Annotated in this window: 14 protein-coding genes; 8 read left to right on the plus strand and 6 right to left on the minus strand. The window is 37.8% G+C overall.

What is annotated here, in order from left to right; all coding sequences use genetic code 11:
* Nucleotides 1-3: 3 nt before the first annotated feature.
* Entirely contained in the window at nucleotides 4-1,287 is a 1,284-nt protein-coding gene (locus FLEMA_RS0100260) for an ATP-binding protein (protein WP_026993718.1), read from the minus strand.
* 258 nt (nucleotides 1,288-1,545) lie between these two features.
* On the opposite strand from FLEMA_RS0100260, the gene FLEMA_RS0100265 reads away from it, so the two are divergent.
* The gene (locus tag FLEMA_RS0100265; protein WP_026993719.1) at nucleotides 1,546-2,175 is read left to right on the plus strand and encodes a gluconate 2-dehydrogenase subunit 3 family protein; all 630 of its coding nucleotides are present in this window, start codon (nucleotides 1,546-1,548) and stop codon (nucleotides 2,173-2,175) included.
* Between the two features lie 76 nt (nucleotides 2,176-2,251).
* On the plus strand, nucleotides 2,252-3,967 hold the full coding sequence (locus FLEMA_RS0100270; protein ID WP_026993720.1) for a GMC oxidoreductase: 1,716 nt from the start codon (nucleotides 2,252-2,254) through the stop codon (nucleotides 3,965-3,967).
* A gap of 57 nt (nucleotides 3,968-4,024) precedes the next feature.
* On the opposite strand, the gene FLEMA_RS67040 is transcribed toward FLEMA_RS0100270, so the two are convergent.
* A complete protein-coding gene (locus FLEMA_RS67040; RefSeq protein WP_026993721.1) occupies nucleotides 4,025-4,429 on the minus strand; it encodes a putative quinol monooxygenase in 405 nt (134 codons plus the stop codon).
* 141 nt (nucleotides 4,430-4,570) lie between these two features.
* Between FLEMA_RS67040 and FLEMA_RS0100280 the strand changes: the two genes are divergently transcribed.
* The 6 genes from FLEMA_RS0100280 to FLEMA_RS0100305 all read left to right on the plus strand — a co-directional run bounded on the left by FLEMA_RS0100280 (nucleotide 4,571) and on the right by FLEMA_RS0100305 (nucleotide 9,317).
* Entirely contained in the window at nucleotides 4,571-5,464 is an 894-nt protein-coding gene (locus FLEMA_RS0100280) for a helix-turn-helix domain-containing protein (RefSeq protein ID WP_026993722.1), read from the plus strand.
* A gap of 178 nt (nucleotides 5,465-5,642) precedes the next feature.
* Nucleotides 5,643-6,203 carry a Crp/Fnr family transcriptional regulator gene (locus FLEMA_RS0100285; RefSeq protein WP_044170314.1) on the plus strand — a complete coding sequence of 187 codons (561 nt, stop codon included), beginning with the start codon at nucleotides 5,643-5,645 and terminating at the stop codon, nucleotides 6,201-6,203.
* A 271-nt stretch (nucleotides 6,204-6,474) separates the two neighbouring features.
* Nucleotides 6,475-7,230 carry an SDR family oxidoreductase gene (locus tag FLEMA_RS0100290; protein WP_026993724.1) on the plus strand — a complete coding sequence of 252 codons (756 nt, stop codon included), beginning with the start codon at nucleotides 6,475-6,477 and terminating at the stop codon, nucleotides 7,228-7,230.
* A gap of 98 nt (nucleotides 7,231-7,328) precedes the next feature.
* Entirely contained in the window at nucleotides 7,329-7,910 is a 582-nt protein-coding gene (locus FLEMA_RS0100295; RefSeq protein WP_026993725.1) for a TetR/AcrR family transcriptional regulator, read from the plus strand.
* A gap of 348 nt (nucleotides 7,911-8,258) precedes the next feature.
* Complete coding sequence (locus tag FLEMA_RS0100300) at nucleotides 8,259-8,930, plus strand: type 1 glutamine amidotransferase domain-containing protein (protein WP_026993726.1); 672 nt, start codon at nucleotides 8,259-8,261, stop codon at nucleotides 8,928-8,930.
* A gap of 87 nt (nucleotides 8,931-9,017) precedes the next feature.
* Nucleotides 9,018-9,317 carry a putative quinol monooxygenase gene (locus FLEMA_RS0100305; protein ID WP_026993727.1) on the plus strand — a complete coding sequence of 100 codons (300 nt, stop codon included), beginning with the start codon at nucleotides 9,018-9,020 and terminating at the stop codon, nucleotides 9,315-9,317.
* A 247-nt stretch (nucleotides 9,318-9,564) separates the two neighbouring features.
* Here FLEMA_RS0100305 and FLEMA_RS0100310 read toward each other — a convergent pair whose 3' ends face one another.
* From FLEMA_RS0100310 to FLEMA_RS0100325, 4 genes are all read right to left on the minus strand, one after another.
* Nucleotides 9,565-10,374, minus strand: coding sequence for an NIPSNAP family protein (locus tag FLEMA_RS0100310; protein WP_044170339.1), 810 nt, complete (start codon nucleotides 10,372-10,374; stop codon nucleotides 9,565-9,567).
* A 394-nt stretch (nucleotides 10,375-10,768) separates the two neighbouring features.
* Entirely contained in the window at nucleotides 10,769-12,571 is a 1,803-nt protein-coding gene (locus FLEMA_RS0100315) for a glycoside hydrolase family 35 protein (protein ID WP_044170341.1), read from the minus strand.
* A 264-nt stretch (nucleotides 12,572-12,835) separates the two neighbouring features.
* Nucleotides 12,836-14,281: a TolC family protein gene (locus FLEMA_RS0100320; protein WP_026993730.1), complete on the minus strand. Its 1,446-nt coding sequence runs from the start codon at nucleotides 14,279-14,281 to the stop codon at nucleotides 12,836-12,838.
* On the minus strand, nucleotides 14,281-17,472 hold the full coding sequence (locus FLEMA_RS0100325) for an efflux RND transporter permease subunit (protein WP_026993731.1): 3,192 nt from the start codon (nucleotides 17,470-17,472) through the stop codon (nucleotides 14,281-14,283). Before FLEMA_RS0100325 ends, FLEMA_RS0100320 begins: the two co-directional genes overlap by 1 nt.
* Nucleotides 17,473-17,493 lie beyond the last annotated feature (21 nt).

Genomic DNA, 17,493 nt, shown 5'->3' on the forward strand with positions numbered 1-17,493 from the left:
CAATTACAAATTATTTACCGCATACAAAGGCATATTAATCATCCAGTCTTGTACTCGGCGATTATTCATTGAAAATCGAAGATTCTGCTCTGTTTGGAATTTTTCGACGAATACTTTCATACTTTTTGATTTGAGGTTTTCTTCGGCTTTTACTTCTATCGGAATAATGGTTTGCTCTTTTTGAATCATAAAATCTATTTCGGCCGTAGCATTTTGAGCAGACCAATAATAAATTTCATGTTTGATTTTCAATTGCTGTGCCACAAACTGCTCGGTTAATGCTCCTTTAAACTCTGTCAGAATACTATTTTTTTCTAACAATATTTTGGGCGAAATACCTGCCATCGCATTGAGCAAGCCCACATCCAAACAAAACAATTTGAAAATATCAATATCAGAATATGCACTTAGCGGAATGGTTGGTTTTTCAACAATATTCACTTTTAGTACCAAACCAGCATCTGTAAGCCATCGAATAGCCGTTTCAAAATCTTTTGCTCTTGAACCTTTCTTGATTTGTCCGTAAATAAATTTCCGATTTTCTTTTGCCAATTGACTAATCAAATGACTCCAAACCAATCGAATTCTTGGTACTATTTCGATGGGGGCGTATTTGGCAAAATCGTTTTCATAACCCAGCAGAATTTTGTTTTGAATCTCCCGTACTTGATACAAATCTTGAAATTGGATATAATTAGCAACCGCTTCGGGCATTCCGCCTACGAAATAATAGCGTCGAAGCAAATCGACCAATTTATCATGAAAAGTATCTATTATAGTCCAATTTTCAGCTTCAATTTGGGCTAAGAGCAGTTGTTGACCCGTATTTTCTAAAAACTCAGCAAAGCTCATCGGGTACATCTGTAAAAAATCTACTTTCCCAACAGGAAAAGACGTACTTTTTTGTAACGAAACGCCCAACAACGAACCAGCAGCGATGATAAAATAGTCTGGTGCTTGTTCATAGAAATACTTTAAGGCAGTAAGCCCTTTTTCAGCTTCTTGGATTTCATCAAAAATGAGTAAACATTTGTCTGCCTGAATTTTGTAACCTACTTCAATTTCAATTGTAGTAATAATACGCTGTATATCAAAATCGACTGAAAATAAGCTTTTTAGCCTTTCGCTACTCTCGAAATTCAAGTAAACGGTATGTTCAAATTCCTGTTTACCAAAATCTTTCATCAACCAAGTTTTACCGACTTGTCTTGCTCCTTGCAAAATAAGGGGCTTTCGTATGGATGAATTTTTCCAATGAACTAAATCTTTATAAAGGCTTCTTAACATTTTTTCAATTGATTATTTGTGCAAATTTACATTTTTACAAACGAATAAATGAAGCAAAATACACTTTTTCAAACAAAAAAACTAAAAGCATTCATATTCCCATAAAGTAAGTTGAATATGTAGCCTTCTATATAATTTGCATGAATACCAAATAAAACAAAAATTCTCTTGGAATAATTAAAAACAAAGCTTTATGAATAAAATTCAGCATTGAATAAATATATTTGTTTCTCAAAATTATTCAATCCTATAAATAAAATGAACCGAAGAGAAGTCATTAAAAATATAGCCTTGATGTTGGGGGGAACATTCTCTGCTCCAACAGTCATTGCGATGAGTCATTGGGAAATGGCGACAAAAGTCAATTCCAATATTGCAGCATTTAGTCTAACAGCAACGCAACAAAAAATTGTTGCCGAAATTGCTGAATTGATTATCCCAAGAACCGATACCGATACGCCCGGCGAGGCGTCGCCCGGAGCAAAAGATGTGGGCGTACCTGCTTTTATCGAAATGATGCTCAAAGATTGCTACGCTCAAGCCGAGCATTTGAGTTTTTTAGAAGGTTTAAGCTCGATAGAACAAGCCAAATTCTTGGAAATGAATGAAAGCGAACGCCATGGAGTGCTTAAATATTTGGAACAAGAAACCAAAGCCGAAATGAAAGCTCGCCAAGTAAAACAAACCAAAATGGGCGATAACGACGACCACGAGGACATCAAAAAAGTACCAAAAGGGCTGCCTTTCTGGCGATTAATGAAAGAATTAACCTTATTGGGCTATTTCACTTCCGAAGCTGGTATCAAGGCTTCTTTTGAGTACGTACAGATTCCGGGGAAAGTTGAAAATATCAAATTGAAGCCTAACCAAAAATCATATTCGTATTGATTAGTTACGATTGATAAATTGCTATTAAAGCAAGAAAAATCACACATTAAAACTCCATTTTAAAAACCTTTCAATTATGAATTTGAATATAAAAGCCAATAAAAATAATACTTTTGATGCGATAGTGGTGGGTTCGGGTATGACGGGTGGCTTCGCCGCAAAAGAACTGACGGAAAAAGGGCTGAATGTGTTGATGATAGAGCGTGGTCGTGAAATTAAGCATCCGCAAGATTATGACACCGCCATGAAAGAACCTTGGGATTTTGAGCATCGTGGAAAAATACCAACACATTCGGCTGAGGAACTTTGGGCCAATAAGCGTTTCGGGAATTTAGCCAATGAAGAAACTGGCGGACATTTTACCAATGATAAAAATAATCCGTATATAGAGAAACGTCCTTTCGACTGGATTCGTGCCTATCATACTGGCGGAAAGTCAATGCACTGGGGACGACAGTCGTACCGATTTAATAGACAAGATTTTGAAGCCAATGCCAAAGAAGGTGTAGGCATAGATTGGCCAATCAGATATGAGGATTTAGAGCCGTGGTACACTCATGTAGAAAAATTTGTAGGCGTTAGCGGTCAAAAAGAAGGCTTAGATGTTTTGCCCGACGGACATTTCTTGCCTGCCATGCCATTATTTGCTCCAGAACTTCATTTCAAAAAAATGATGCTTGACAAATTCAATCGTCCCGTAACCGTTGGGCGTGTGGCAAACCTTTCGCAACCACAAGAAATACATACCAAATTGGGCAGGGCTTCGTGTCAGTATCGCAATAAATGTGCTCGTGGCTGTCCGTATGGTGCATATTACAGTTCTTTATCAGGGGCAATTCCAGCAGCCAACCTGACCAAACGATTGAGTATTTTGCATGATAGCATCGTTTCGGAAATTATTTATGACGAACAAAAACAAAGAGCCACAGGCGTGCGTGTGATTAACCAAAACACCATGCAAGTAGAAGAGTTTTTTGCCAAAATTATCTTCTTGAATGCAGGTGCTATGAATACAGCGGCTTTATTGCTCAATTCTAAGTCAAGTCGTTTTACGAATGGTTTAGGAAACGATAGCGACCAAGTAGGCAGAAATATCATGGATCATCACTTGGGCGTTGGGGCTACGGCAACGATTGAGGGATTTTTGGATGACTATGTTTATGGACAACGCCCGAATGCTCTGTACATTCCACGTTTCCGAAATTGGGGAAATGATAAACAAGCTTATCTCAGAGGCTTTGGTTATCAGGGCGGAGCAAGCCGTGAAGGCTGGACCAGAGGCGTAAATGCTGATGGTTTTGGAGCAGATTTCAAAAAAGATTTAACCAAACCAGGACAATGGACAATTGGCTTTGGTGGTTTTGGAGAAGTATTACCGAATCCAGAAAATCGTATGTACCTCGACCCTACCCGTAAAGATAAATGGGGCGTACCAATGATTGTTTTTGATGCCGCCTTCGGCGAAAACGAAATCATGATGCGAAAAGATATTATGAATTCGGCTATGGAAATGATGGACGCTGCAGGCTTCAAGAATATTACTGGCTACAACCGCCCAGAAGTACATTTAGGCTTGGGTATTCACGAAATGGGAACTGCTCGTATGGGTCGTGATCCCAAAACGTCGGTATTGAATGCTTTCAACCAAGTGCATTCGGTAAAAAATGTTTTCGTGACCGATGGTGCTGCGATGACTTCGTCTTCTTGTGTCAATCCTTCTATTACTTACATGGCTTTAACTGCTCGTGCAGCCGATTATGCCGTGAAAGCCTTGAAGAAAAGAGAGCTTTAGGAATAAAAATAGCTTTGAAAAGGCACAAAGAAATCATCCGCTTTGTGCCTTTTATTTTTATTTCATTTTCGAAAAAATCAAAGGCATACTTTTAGGGTCAAGCGTGCTCATTTCTACCAATTTAAGAGATTTTACCATGTGTAAAGTTGCCTTTTTGTAATGTAGAAAATGAGGTGTTTTCAAATGACTTTGATACGCCTCTTTACTGGCATATATTTCCAAAAGTCGGAAAGTGGTAGGATGGTCTTTTTGAAACATCGGAAAAATCGAAATTACACCCGTTTCCAACTTGACAGACATGGATGATTCTTCTTGCAGAATAGCCATATATTCGTCCAAATAAGTAGAGTCAATCTCTATTTCGGCAATACGAACCATCATACTTGAATAGGGCGTTGTTTGTGCATTTACGGCTAAATGGGTCATTAATGCGAGGGCTAGTATTAAAAACAATGTTCTCATATTTATGTCGTTTGATGAATACAAAATTCGATTAAATATTAACGAAACTCTTATACAAATTACCTCACTTCTTACCAAAATTCCTGATTTTCTATAAATAACTGATAGAAGAATTATCTTGGACTTATAAAAAAGTAAGATATGGAAAAACTGACCAGTATAACCCAATTTAATACCATTAGAGGACAAATAACGCACCATCCGATGATGACGGTTTTAGACCAATCCCAATCTTGTATGGTATGGTCAAAGCCCTATTTATCAGAGTTATTTATCATCTTTTTGAAAGATATTCGTTGTGAGGATTTCAAATATGGACGTACTCATTATGACTATGAAGGAGATACGTTATTGTTTATTTCGCCAGGACAAATATTTGGTATTGAGTCAGTTGAAGAAAAAATGATTCAGCCAACAGGAGGGGCGATAGCCTTTCATCCTGATTTTATCAGAGGTACACATTTAGGAAAAACGATTTCGAGCTACCCTTTTTTTCATTATCATTCTCATGAGGCTTTACACGTCTCGTTGCTTGAAAAAGAAATGATTGTAGACAATATGCAGAAGATAAGACAAGAATTGGAATGCCGAATCGACAAGCATAGCCGCATGATTATAATTAGTGCTATTGAGCTATTGCTTAGCTATTGTACACGCTTTTATGACCGCCAATTTATTACAAGAGAAAACCTTAATCGAGATGTTTTAGTCAGATTTGAGCAACTACTTTATGAGTATTTTCAATCCGAAAAACCACAATTACTCGGAACACCCACGGTAAGTTATTGTGCCGAACAACTACATTTTTCAGCTAATTATTTTGGAGACTTAATAAAGAAAGAGACAGGAAAAACAGCACAAGAATATATCAAAGACAAAATTATTGAGATTTCAAAAGAGCGTATTTTAGATATATCTCAGTCAATCAGTGAAATAGCCTACGAGTTGGGTTTTATACATCCACCGCATTTTACACGATTATTTAAACAAAAAGTCGGTATTTCGCCTGTAGAATATAGGTCTATATCAGTGTGATATACACTCATCATTAATCCTAACTTCAAGGCTTGTTGCCGATTAAACAGTTTTAAAAAACTATTTAAGCAGCTTCGATATACTTCTGTTTGTCACAAGATAACCTAAAATAATACATTCCCCTTTACGACGAAAATTTGACGATACTCTATCTTTGCATAAGGTGAATTTATATTACATGGAAAAACTACGAACACATATTCAACATATTGCTCCTATCAATGATGAGGAGTTTGAAGAAATCAAAACGCACTTTACAGTCAAAAGAGTTAGGAAAGGACAATACCTTCTCAGCGAAGGCGACGAAGTAAAACACGAGTACTTTGTGCTATCAGGGATTTATAAGGTATTTTATATTGACGGACAAGAGAAAGAGTATATTTTACAATTTGCTCAAGAAAATTGGTGGATGTCGGATTACCCTTCTTTCTTCAAAAGAAAAGAAGCAACCATGTATATCGAATGCTTAGTTGAAGGTGAAGTATTATGTTTGACTTTGGACAGCAGAGAAAAGCTTTCTGCAACTTTTCATAAAATGGAGCATTTTTTCAGGGTAAAACTGACCAATGGATATGTGGCACTACAATTAAGAATCAAGCTTTTATTGTCGGGAACACCCCAGCAGCGTTACGAGGAATTTGCAAGACTATACCCCAACCTCATGCAACAAATACCTAAAAAATTAATCGCAGAGTTTTTGGGCGTAAGCCGAGAAACCCTCAGCCGTTTGTATCAATGATGAACATTGTCCAAAATAAGTTTTGAATCTTGGTAATCTTATCAATTACAGCATACCTCCTTGCTAACGATATATGTGAATATTCTATTCCATTGAAGAATACTATTTAGACTAAAAATCAAATAATTACGAGATAATTACCTAATACTAAAATGATGTAAAATTATTTTAAAAAATTTATTCAAATATATTTGGAATAAACATTCCAAATATACTACCTTTACGGAATAAACATTCCAGATAAGAGATTTGGAATCTAAAACAGAAAAAAATGAACAAATTATCAAATAAAATCGCCATCGTTACTGGAGGTAACAGCGGAATCGGATATGCAGCAGCTCAAGAATTAATTTCAGCAGGGGCAAGCGTAATTATTACAGGAAGAAACAAAGATTCCCTTGCAACAGCAGCTCAAGAGCTTAATGCCAAGGCAATTGCAACCGACCACGCAGATTTGAAATCAATCGATGCCTTGGTTGAAGAAGTAAAAGCAACTTATGGTAAAATTGATATTATCTTCTTGAATGCTGGTATTGCAGCCTTTGCTCCTTTAGAATCTGCCTCAGAAGCACACTACGATAGTATTATGGATATTAATGTGAAAGGAGTATTTTTTACATTACAAAAATTCTTACCTATTCTCAACGATGGAGCTTCTATCATATTTAATACCTCTATCAATGCACACGTAGGAATGCCGAATTCAAGTGTATATGCTGGTAGCAAAGCTGCAATATTGGCTTTTAATAAAGTATTTGCTACCGAATTAGCTCCGAGAAAAATACGAGTAAATGCTATTTCTCCTGGTCCAGTTGAAACTCCGCTTTATGGAAAATTAGGTTTAGGTCACGAAGAAATAGCTGGTTTTGGTGAAGTGCTTGGTAAAAAAATCTTATTGAATCGTTTTGGACAGTCAAGTGAAATTGGTAAAGCCGTTGTATTCTTGGCTTCTTCTGATGCTTCGTTTATTACTGGTACTGAGCTTGTTGTTGATGGAGGGTTATTGGTTAATCCTATTGTAGGTTAATTTTTTTTGATTCAAATTTGGAATGATTGTTCCATATCAATAGCTTTGCTCGATAATTATCAGCAAAGCTATTGATATTAAAAAAAATTGATATAATTATGGCAAGAACGAAAGAATTTAACGAAATGGAGGTCTTAGACAAAGCAATAGACCTGTTTTGGTTTAAGGGTTATAATGGAGCCTCGATGCAGGATGTCGTAGATTCATTGGGCTTGAGCCGTTCAAGTATCTATGATACTTTTGGTGATAAATACCAATTGTATATTGCTTCCCTAGAACAGTACCGAAAACAAGCCGCTGGAGGTTTGATTAATATGGTAACACAATCCACTAATCCTTTACAGACCATACAACAGCTTTTTGAAATGCTCTCTAACGATAGCGTTAATGCTGTTTGTAACAAGGGCTGTTTTATGACCAACAGTACTATTGAATTAGCACCACACGACCCCCAAATTCATAAAATCGTCAAAGATAATATGCAAGATATAGAAGAAGCTTTTTATAATCTTGTAAAAAAAGGACAGGACTTGCGGGAAATTACTAACAAACAAGATGCAAGAGCCCTCGCTCGCTTTCTGTTCAATACGATTTCTGGAATCAGAGTTGCCGCAAAATCAGGGGCTGGAAAAGCTGTTTATCAAGATATTATCGAGGTTACTCTTTCGGTACTCCGCTAAGAAGTCTCAATCTTGAATAGACACTTTACCTTTATTAGTTTGAGATAAGAGATGATTACTTATCCCATCAATAAAGCCCCTTTCAGCCAATTGCAGGAGTATTCTACTCTTCATACCTACCCCTTTTACAGATAATCCTAAAGCGTACTGTCATCAACAATAGCACCAACGGTACGCTTTAGGGTATTTTGTGTGATTCAAATCACACAAACAAAGTGATTTACTTCCTTCTATTTGGAGGCATACACCTTGTAATTTTACATCAGAAATCAGAACAAAATCAATACCGAGCGCTCAAGATGAAGTTCTTTTAAAAATCAAGATGTAACAATTAAACTATTGAAAGTCATGGAAACTAAAGTATTAATCATCGCTTCAAATGCCAATGCAATTGGCCCTAATAATAGAAGAACAGGCACATTTTTACCTGAAATAGCTCATCCTTATGCCGAATTTAAAAGAGCTGGCTACCAAATTGATTTTGCCACATTAACAGGCGACACTCCCTATTTGGATGCTTTATCTCTAGCCGACGACCCCGATAATTTGGCTTTCTTAGTAGGTGATGGTTGGGCTAAAATGCAAAAAGCCACAAAATTATCGGACGTTGATGTAAGTCAATATGATGCTATTTTCGTTCCTGGAGGTTTGGCACCAATGGTAGATATGGTTGAAGAACCTCTGTTGAAAAAAGTAATTGCCGAAACTTACGAACGTGGTGCTGTGGTAGGGGCTGTGTGTCATGGGCCTGTTTCGTTATTGAATGTAAAATTAAGCGATGGAAGCTACTTGGTAAATGGTAAAAATATTGCTTCGTTTACCACAGCAGAAGAAGACAATTACGCTCGCCCTGATGTGTCATTCGACCTACAAACAGCACTAACTGAGCAAGGAGCTATCTTCCATGCTGCCGAACCTTGGTCAGCCAATAGTATCGCCGACGGCCACATTGTAACTGGTCAAAATCCAGCTTCTGCCAAAGGTGTTGCCGAAAAAATGATTGCTATTTTGGCTGCCTAGGGCTTATGTCCTTGCTCTTATGATTCAAACGAGGGCAAGGACTATTCTTCACATCATATTTTCAAACAACTTAAAAAAAGTAAAGACATGAACTCAAGTATAATTTTTGTATTCGCTAAATGGCAGGTTGCAGAAAACCAATTGCCAAACGTATTAGAACTTTTAAGTGAAGTTGCCCAAAAAAGTAGGACAGAATCTGGCAATCTGTTTTATAAAGTTCATCAAAGCCAAACAGAGCCAAATACCTTACTACTATCAGAAGCGTATAAAGATGAGAGTGCCTTGAACGAACATAGAAATTCAGAACATTTCCAAAGCATTGTTGTCGGCAAAATTGTACCCCTTTTGGCAAATAGAGAGGTTTATTTGACCCATGAAATCTTGTAGAATATTGTACAATAAAATTAGCTATGCCTCCCAAAACAAACTATCCAGAATTGTTCCGTGTCTATGATTACAATGGGAACAATTCTGGATATATTAATTCATGGATAAGTATTTAGGAAAACAAACCGTAATTAAAAATCTGTCTTAGTGAGCTACACTACATGATTTTCTTGAGTTTAGGCTAATCAAAAAAGATGGTAGCACTCATATTTACTCGATACGTTCAGCAACAACGGGGTGTTTTATATTAAATATCAGAATAGTCAGTTGGACGTAAAAAACGAGTGTCATTTTTTGACACATTATGCTGGTATTCAGGCATTGCAGATAACTTTTTCCAAGTAGGGTCGCTTGAAAAAGCCTTCCAATGCTCATCTCTGGAAGCCTTATTTTCAAAAGTTGTCATGTAAATCAAATTAGGCATTTGTCCGCCCGAAATAACTTCACCATAAAATACAGCATTGAAACCAAGGCGTTTAAACAAAGCTACTTCACCCCCTCGGTTAAACATATCGACTTTGTTAAGATACAATTTTTCGGTAGGGCCTTCGTAACTTCTCAATTCATATACTCTTTCCGATTTTGGTGAGCTTAAAGCTGGTAAGTTGAACTGTGGGTTATCGACAAATGCAGATAACAAAATCGACTCGATACGAGCATAAGGAACATTGTTATAAGCAGCGTCCAGATAATCTTGTCCATCAAGAGCATATTGTTTATCGGCTGCTAGCTTTTTATCAAGTTTCAAAAAGTCGTCAGACGATTTGAAAGGAATAAATACATATACCAATTGTTCGGTAGGCTCAGGAGCATCGGCGGCTACAATAGGCTTAAATACCCCCACTTTACTAATCCCCAAACGGTGTAAAGCAGGCAAAAAAGCATTTTCCAAAAAACTATCAAGACGTTTTTCTTGGTCTTTTGTTTTAAGATGATAGATTTTGAGTTGATAAAAGTCACGACGAGGAGCAAAAGCTACCGAAGGGAAAGTCCAAGCAAATAGTAGTGCAACAGTAATAATATTGAAAATACTGGTTTTGGTGATACTTAATTTCATAATTGATGGATGATTAAACATATATAACTATTCTAAGGTGAAACCTTATTTTGCAAAGATATAACTATCAAGAATGACTTGTACCATGTTTTGTATGAAGCCATAGTACTCATTAAAAAAGGAGTGATTTCGTCAATTAGATAAGTACCACAAAACGAAGTGGTTTAGAGAATTTTTATGAACTATGAACTATTATTACGAGCTAGTTTTGTTGAAGATAACAGTTATATAGGGCATTTATCACGATAAAAGCAGCAATTTGTTATCATTGAGGTAGTTATTTTTTATAATCGGTGAATAAGCAAAAGTATTGTTTCAATAATTCTTTTGTTTAGTATTTCTTTTTAGCAAAAAAAACGGAGTTGCTCTATCAACAACCCCATTTTCAAAAAACCTATTCCATTGACTTATAGCCTTTTACTGGGCTACTTTCTGTTTGGTGTGTGTCAAAAACGATAATTTCATTTTTCCCTTTTTTTAGCCAAACGCCTGGGCAGTACAGTCTTTGTTGAGGCCCTTTGTCCCAATATTTTCCAAGGTTTCTACCATTTACCCAAACAATCCCTTTTTTCCATTGACTCATATCTAAATAGGTATCTCCTGCTTCGGTCAAGTCGAATGAGCCTTTAAAAAATACGCCTTGCCTGTTGGTGGTAGCGGTGGTGTTTTTAAGGTTTTTGAGATAATTACTGTCGAAAGGCAGCAAAAAGGTTTCCCAATTCATCAACGTCATTCCGTTCAGGGTTACACGGTCGGTAATACCTTTTCGGTCAATCATGTATTGAGCAAAATTGATACGCCCCATTCCTTCTACAAAGATTTCTAATATAGGATCTTTTACATCAGATTTAGGTAATTGGATGGTCCAATTACCACCATCACGGAAAATATGCCCTATATATTTTCCATTTAAAAATACCGTTGCATAGTCGTGTGGCTCGGTAATCGTCAAACTACCACTTTTATGACCGATAAGTTTGGTACGATATAACATAAAACCACTATTTTGTCCGTAAGCCTCCATTGGTTTGGGCTGAGGCGAATAAATAGCTTTGGGGAGATTGTCCCACACCGAAGTCATGGTACTGAGCTGAATTGTTGGGATTTCGATACTCGACACAGGCGGTGTAGGTAAATCAGGAATATTTTTTACATATTTCCCAATCAAATTACGAAGAGCAAAAAACTTTGGTTTAGGGCTACCATCTTCGCTAATTGGAGCATCGTAGTCGTAGCTAGTAATATCGGGTTGGTATTCGGTAGGCTTAAAGGCATTGGCCCCCGCCCAATAGCCAAAGTTTGTTCCACCATGAGCTACATAAAAATTGACAGACCTTTTGGTATCTAGCAAAAATTTGATTTCTTTCAATAAACCAGCGGTATCGGGTCTTGCCCATTTTTCGCCCCAGTGAGTAAGCCAACCTGGGTACGACTCACTGCTGAAGGCTGGCACATTAGGATTATGTTTTTGGGCTTCCTTAAAATCTTGTTCACTAGAGCCTGAATCTAAACCAATGGCTGCACCATCGATTGCTCCTGCTTCGAGCATAAAGGCGGTTGGGCCGTCGGCTGTATAAAACGGCACATTGATACCGTTACTTCTCCATAGCTTTGCCAAAGTGGCAATATATTGCTGGTCATTCCCATAACTTCCGTATTCATTTTCAACTTGTACCATCAAAATTGGCCCACCTTTTGATATTTGTAAAGGAGCTACCAAAGTCGATAGTTTTTTGATGTACCTTGTAACAGCCTGCATATACACAGGGTCGAGGCAACGTAATTTAATATCGGGGGTTTTTAGCAACCATGCTGGCAGTCCACCAAAATCCCATTCAGCACAAACATAAGGCCCTGGACGTAAAAGTACCCATAAACCTTCTTCCTGAGCCATTTTGATAAATTTTACGATGTTATGGTTTTCGGAAGTAAAATCAAATACGCCTTGTTTTTCTTCATGATAGTTCCAGAAAACGTATGCCGCAATAGTATTACAACCCATGGCTTTGGCCATTTTGATACGGTGCCTCCAGTATTGAAAAGGTATTCGGGCAGGGTGCATTTCGGCCGAAATAATTTGATATGGTTTATTATCTAATAGAAATTGGTCTTTCTCCAACTCGAATGTATGTTTTTTTTGAGCAAAAGTGTTGTTAATGGTAAGAATAAACAGAACCCAAAACAGGTATTTTTTCATATAAATATGCATTAAATTACTGATAAATTCATTTTTTTATAAAGTTATCAGATTTGTTAGTATAGCCTATCCTGATACAGAAAAGAATAAAAAAAAGCCCAACGGTGATTTATACACTGCTGAGCTTGTATTATAGATTACATTGGTACTTTATTATTTGTTTAAAGAGGATTCTAGCATTGTTACTTGGGCTATGGGCAAGTAATATTTGGGTTAGTGGGTCAATATTAGTATGTATATTAACCCACTAACCAATTTAATTTTTCAATTCCATCCACCACCGAGTGCTCGGTAGGTATTTACCAAAGCATTCATTTGTCGCATTCTGGTTTCTATAAGCTCCATTTTTGACTCCAATACATCACGTTGGGTCAACAATACTTCCATATAGTCTGCTCTGGCCGATTTGAATAGCTTGATTGATATGTCGGTAGATTGCGTTAGGGCTTGCACCTGATTGTTTTTCATCGCGTAGTTTTTTTCGAGGTTATCAATATTCGACAACTGATTAGCTACTTCAATATAGGCGTTTAACATAGTACGCTCATAGTTATAAACGGCCTGAATCTGCTTGGCATTGGCATTTTTATAAGTGGCTGTAATAGCATTTTTGTTGATTAATGGCCCTGCTAAGTCGCCTGCTAAAGAAGCTACCAAAGCTTGTGGAATACTTGCCAAATACAAAGGACTATACGACCTAAAACCAAAAGCTGCAGAAAGCCCCAACGATGGATAAAAATTAGCTTTGGCTATACTTATATCTAACTTGGCTGCTCCTAACTTCAATTCTGCTTGCTTAATATCTGGTCGATTCTCTAGTAACTGAGATGGAACACCCGCATACATTTTACTAGGAACTAATGCGTTGAAATTTTGAGAATCACGCTGAACATGCTGTGGAAACCTACCTACAAGAAAATTGATACGGTTTTCAGTTTCAATAATCTTTTGTTGGATTTCGTACTGAAGGCTTTGTGTTTTATAAACCTCTGCTTCAAACCTCCGTACTGCTAATTCCGTTACCTTTGCGGCCTGTTTTTCTTGCTTAATAATAGATAACGCATTATTAAGAATGTCGATATTCTTTTTGATAATATCAAGCTGGTTATCGAGCGACATCAATTCATAATACGAATTGGCAATTTCGGCAACCAAATTCGTTACCAAGAAATTCTTACCTTCAACAGACGCTAGATAATTAGCTACAGCCACTTTTCTCGCATTGCGAAGTTTGTGCCAAATATCGACTTCCCAGCTGGCAAAAGCCCCGACATACATATTGGGCAAAACCTCAGGGGTTTCTTTACCAGCTCTGATTTGTGACATAGCATCACTTGCTCCTTGGCTAGTGTATCTTGAGGCTTTTTCTACACCTGCACCACCACCCAAATTTACGAAAGGTAAATACTCCCCTTTTCGTGCTTTTATTTCGTTCTGAGCAATTTCTATTTCTTGTAATGTAATATTTAATTCCTGATTATTGTGTAAGGCTGTGTCTATCAGGGCAGACAAATATGGATCTGTAAAATAACTTTTCCATACAGTTTTGGCCGTATTGGTGGTATCCAGAGAGTTATTAAAGCTCTCTGGAGTATTCTTATTAACTTTTTTTTCAACGAAGTTAGCTGGACCAACACAAGCCGAAAACGATAATGCAAAGAACAAAAAGCCTAAGCATTGAAGGGTGAGTTTTTTATTTTGTGTTTTCATTATTCTTCTTCGGGTTGAGGGAAACTATCAATTGAATGAACAAAGTCTTCTGATAATGAATCATCATCTTCGTTTTTAATCAGCTTACGGCCGTCGGCCAAAGTACCAAAAATATAGTACAAGCCCGGCACGATTATTACACCGAAAACTGTTCCAAAAAGCATACCACCCAGTGCCGACGCTCCGATGGTATGGTTACCGATTGCCCCTGCACCATGTGCCAGAATCAACGGAATCAAACCTGCAATAAAGGCGAAAGATGTCATTAAAATTGGACGAAAACGTACTTTTGCTCCTTCAATAGCAGCTTCCATTACAGTAAAGCCTTGCTTGTGTTTCATCATGGCAAACTCTACAATCAATACGGCATTTTTACCCAGCAAACCTACCAACATTACTAGCCCTACTTGTGCATAAATATCGTTTGCCAAGCCCATCAATTTGAGTAACAAAAACGAACCAAAAATACCCGCAGGTAATGAGAAAATTACCGACAGTGGAATCAAGAAGCTTTCGTATTGTGCCGCCAATACAAAATACACAAACACTACCACGATAAGGAAAATATAAATGGCTTCATTTCCACGAAGTGTTTCGTCTTTTGAAAGTGCCGCCCAGTCAATATCAAAGCCTTGTGGTAAGGTTTCTTTGGCTACTTCTTGAATCACTTTAATGGCTTCACCACTACTGTATCCTTTCGCAGGAGCACCTCTGATGGCGGCTGTATTATACATATTGTAGTGGTTGATTTCGTTTGCGCCCTGTACTTTCTTGATTTTCATAAAGGCAGAAAACGGCACCATTTCATCACGATTATTTTTCACATACAATTTCAAAATATCCGTCGGAAGTCTTCTGTATTCTGGTGCAGATTGCACGAATACTTTAAAGAAACGCTGGAATTTGATAAAACCGAGTTCGTAAGTACTACCAATAAAAATAGACAGCGTATTCATGGCATTACCGATAGAAACGCCTTTTTGCATTGCCAATTGGTTATCTATTTCGATTTCATACTGTGGATAGTTGGCACTAAAGAAAGTAAACAAACCTGTTAGTTCTTTACGTTTTTCTAGTTCTTTCATGAAATCATTTTTTACTCTTTCCAATTGTTTGTAGTCACCAGAGTTGGTTTTATCTAACAATTGTAGGGCAAAACCACCCGCTGCACCATAACCCGGCACTGCTGGCGGGTCGAAGAATTCGATGGTCGCTCCTGGTATTTCTTTGGCTCTTTCTTCGAGTTCATAAATAATTTCATTCACCGAGTGCTTACGTTCATCCCACGGTTTTAGGTTAATCAAACAAGTACCTGCGTTTGAGCCCCTACCTTCTGTAAGTACCTCATAACCAGCTATTGACGACACCGACTGTACACCTTCTACTTGCTGAATAATTTCTTGGAGTTTTCCAGAAATATCATTGGTTCTTTCCAAAGTTGAACCCGGAGGTGTTTGAATAATGGCGTAAATCATCCCTTGGTCTTCTGAAGGAATAAAGCCCGAAGGTAAAATCGTAGTAATACCAAAAATACCAAAGCTAAACGCCAATAATATACCAAAGGTAAGTACTCGGCGGTTTACGATTAACCTTAGTAAACCTACATATTTACCTGTCAGTTTTTCAAAACCACTGTTGAAACTATCCAACGCTCTATTCATCCAAGTTTTCTTTCTCGGTTGTCCATGGTTATTTTTCAAAATCATGGCACAAAGTACTGGCGTAAGGGTAAGTGCAACGAAACCTGAAATGACGATTGAAGTTGCCATCGTAATCGCAAATTGTCGATAGAAAATCCCTACTGGGCCAGTCATAAAAGCTACTGGAACAAATACGGCTGTCATCAATAAAGTAATGGCAATTACCGCACCGCTGATTTCGCCGATTACTTTTCTTACGGCATTGTAGGGCGACAGATGTTCTTCTTCCATCTTGGCATGGACGGCCTCGACGACGACGATGGCATCATCGACCACAATACCAATTGCTAATACAAGGGCAAAAAGCGTAATCATGTTGATTGTTAGCCCGAAAAGTTGCATAAACATAAATGCACCAATCAAGGAAACAGGCACGGCAATAGTAGGAATAAGCGTTGAACGCCAGTCGCCCAAAAAGATAAATACTACCAGTGCCACCAAAATAAAGGCATCTCGTAAGGTATGTATTACGTTTTCGGTTGAAGCATCAAGGAAGTTAGAAACGTCGTAACTAATTTCATAATCCATTCCTGGAGGGAACGATTTTTTCAACTGCTCTAATTGTTCTTTTACTTTTCCAATTACTTCACTGGCATTACTACCATAAGTTTGCTTCAAAACAATTGCTGCCGATGGGTGTCCGTTTAGGTTAGAATAAATATCGTAATATTCACTACCTAATTTTACTTCTGCCACATCTTTTAAGCGAAGAATTTCACCGTTTGGATTCGCTCTGATAATTACATTTTCGTATTCTTCGGGTTTACTAAATCTATCTGAATACGCCAAAACATACTCTAAAGCCTCCGAACGGCTACCGTCGCCTCTGCCTATACGTCCAGCTTTACCAATCACACTTTGGTCGTTGAGGGCTTCCATTACTTCATCGGGCGAAATCTTGTAAGCACGCATACGGTCGGGGTTTAGCCATACACGCATAGCGTACTGGCGGCTACCCAAGATTTTTGCTTGCCCTACACCATTAATCCTCTGTAATTCAGGAATCATGTTAATCCCTGCGTAGTTAAAAAGAAATTTCATGTTGGCGTTTTTGTCCTTACTGAACAAATTAACGTACATCAACATACTTGGCATAATGGGCGTAATTACCACCCCTTCACGTTGTACAAGAGCAGGTAATTTATTGGTTACTTGTTGTACACGGTTTGATACCTGTACTAAAGCTTCGTCGGGGTCAGTTCCCAAGTTGAATACAATTTGAATATTGGCTTCACCCGCACTGGTAGCATCGGAAGTCATGTACTTCATACCCCAAGCACCGTTGATTGATTGTTCCAAAGGAATAATCACTGATTCGGCCAGTGATTTGGCACTTGCACCCGGATAAGATGCCGAAACCATTACCATCGGAGGAGCAATTGAGGGAAACTGCGAAGTAGGCAGTGTCTTGATTGCCAGTACGCCCATAAAAATAATAACGAGCGATAATATGATGGCTAATACTGGCCTCTTGATGAATTTATTAAACATATTATTATGATTTTGAATCGT

Origin of the sequence: Flectobacillus major DSM 103 (assembly GCF_000427405.1) — a bacterium.
GTDB classification, from domain to species: Bacteria; Bacteroidota; Bacteroidia; order Cytophagales; family Spirosomataceae; genus Flectobacillus; species Flectobacillus major.

Bases quoted from the DNA above. Each gene is read 5' to 3' on its own strand.
- FLEMA_RS0100260 (WP_026993718.1), bottom strand. From the start codon at position 1,287: ATGTTAAGAAGCCTTTATAAAGATTTAGTTCATTGGAAAAATTCATCC.
- FLEMA_RS0100320 (WP_026993730.1), bottom strand. From the start codon at position 14,281: ATGAAAACACAAAATAAAAAACTCACCCTTCAATGCTTAGGCTTTTTG.
- FLEMA_RS67040 (WP_026993721.1), bottom strand. From the start codon at position 4,429: ATGAGAACATTGTTTTTAATACTAGCCCTCGCATTAATGACCCATTTA.
- FLEMA_RS0100305 (WP_026993727.1), top strand. From the start codon at position 9,018: ATGAACTCAAGTATAATTTTTGTATTCGCTAAATGGCAGGTTGCAGAA.
- FLEMA_RS0100290 (WP_026993724.1), top strand. From the start codon at position 6,475: ATGAACAAATTATCAAATAAAATCGCCATCGTTACTGGAGGTAACAGC.
- FLEMA_RS0100280 (WP_026993722.1), top strand. From the start codon at position 4,571: ATGGAAAAACTGACCAGTATAACCCAATTTAATACCATTAGAGGACAA.
- FLEMA_RS0100310 (WP_044170339.1), bottom strand. From the start codon at position 10,374: ATGAAATTAAGTATCACCAAAACCAGTATTTTCAATATTATTACTGTT.
- FLEMA_RS0100315 (WP_044170341.1), bottom strand. From the start codon at position 12,571: ATGAAAAAATACCTGTTTTGGGTTCTGTTTATTCTTACCATTAACAAC.
- FLEMA_RS0100270 (WP_026993720.1), top strand. From the start codon at position 2,252: ATGAATTTGAATATAAAAGCCAATAAAAATAATACTTTTGATGCGATA.
- FLEMA_RS0100265 (WP_026993719.1), top strand. From the start codon at position 1,546: ATGAACCGAAGAGAAGTCATTAAAAATATAGCCTTGATGTTGGGGGGA.
- FLEMA_RS0100325 (WP_026993731.1), bottom strand. From the start codon at position 17,472: ATGTTTAATAAATTCATCAAGAGGCCAGTATTAGCCATCATATTATCG.
- FLEMA_RS0100285 (WP_044170314.1), top strand. From the start codon at position 5,643: ATGGAAAAACTACGAACACATATTCAACATATTGCTCCTATCAATGAT.
- FLEMA_RS0100295 (WP_026993725.1), top strand. From the start codon at position 7,329: ATGGCAAGAACGAAAGAATTTAACGAAATGGAGGTCTTAGACAAAGCA.
- FLEMA_RS0100300 (WP_026993726.1), top strand. From the start codon at position 8,259: ATGGAAACTAAAGTATTAATCATCGCTTCAAATGCCAATGCAATTGGC.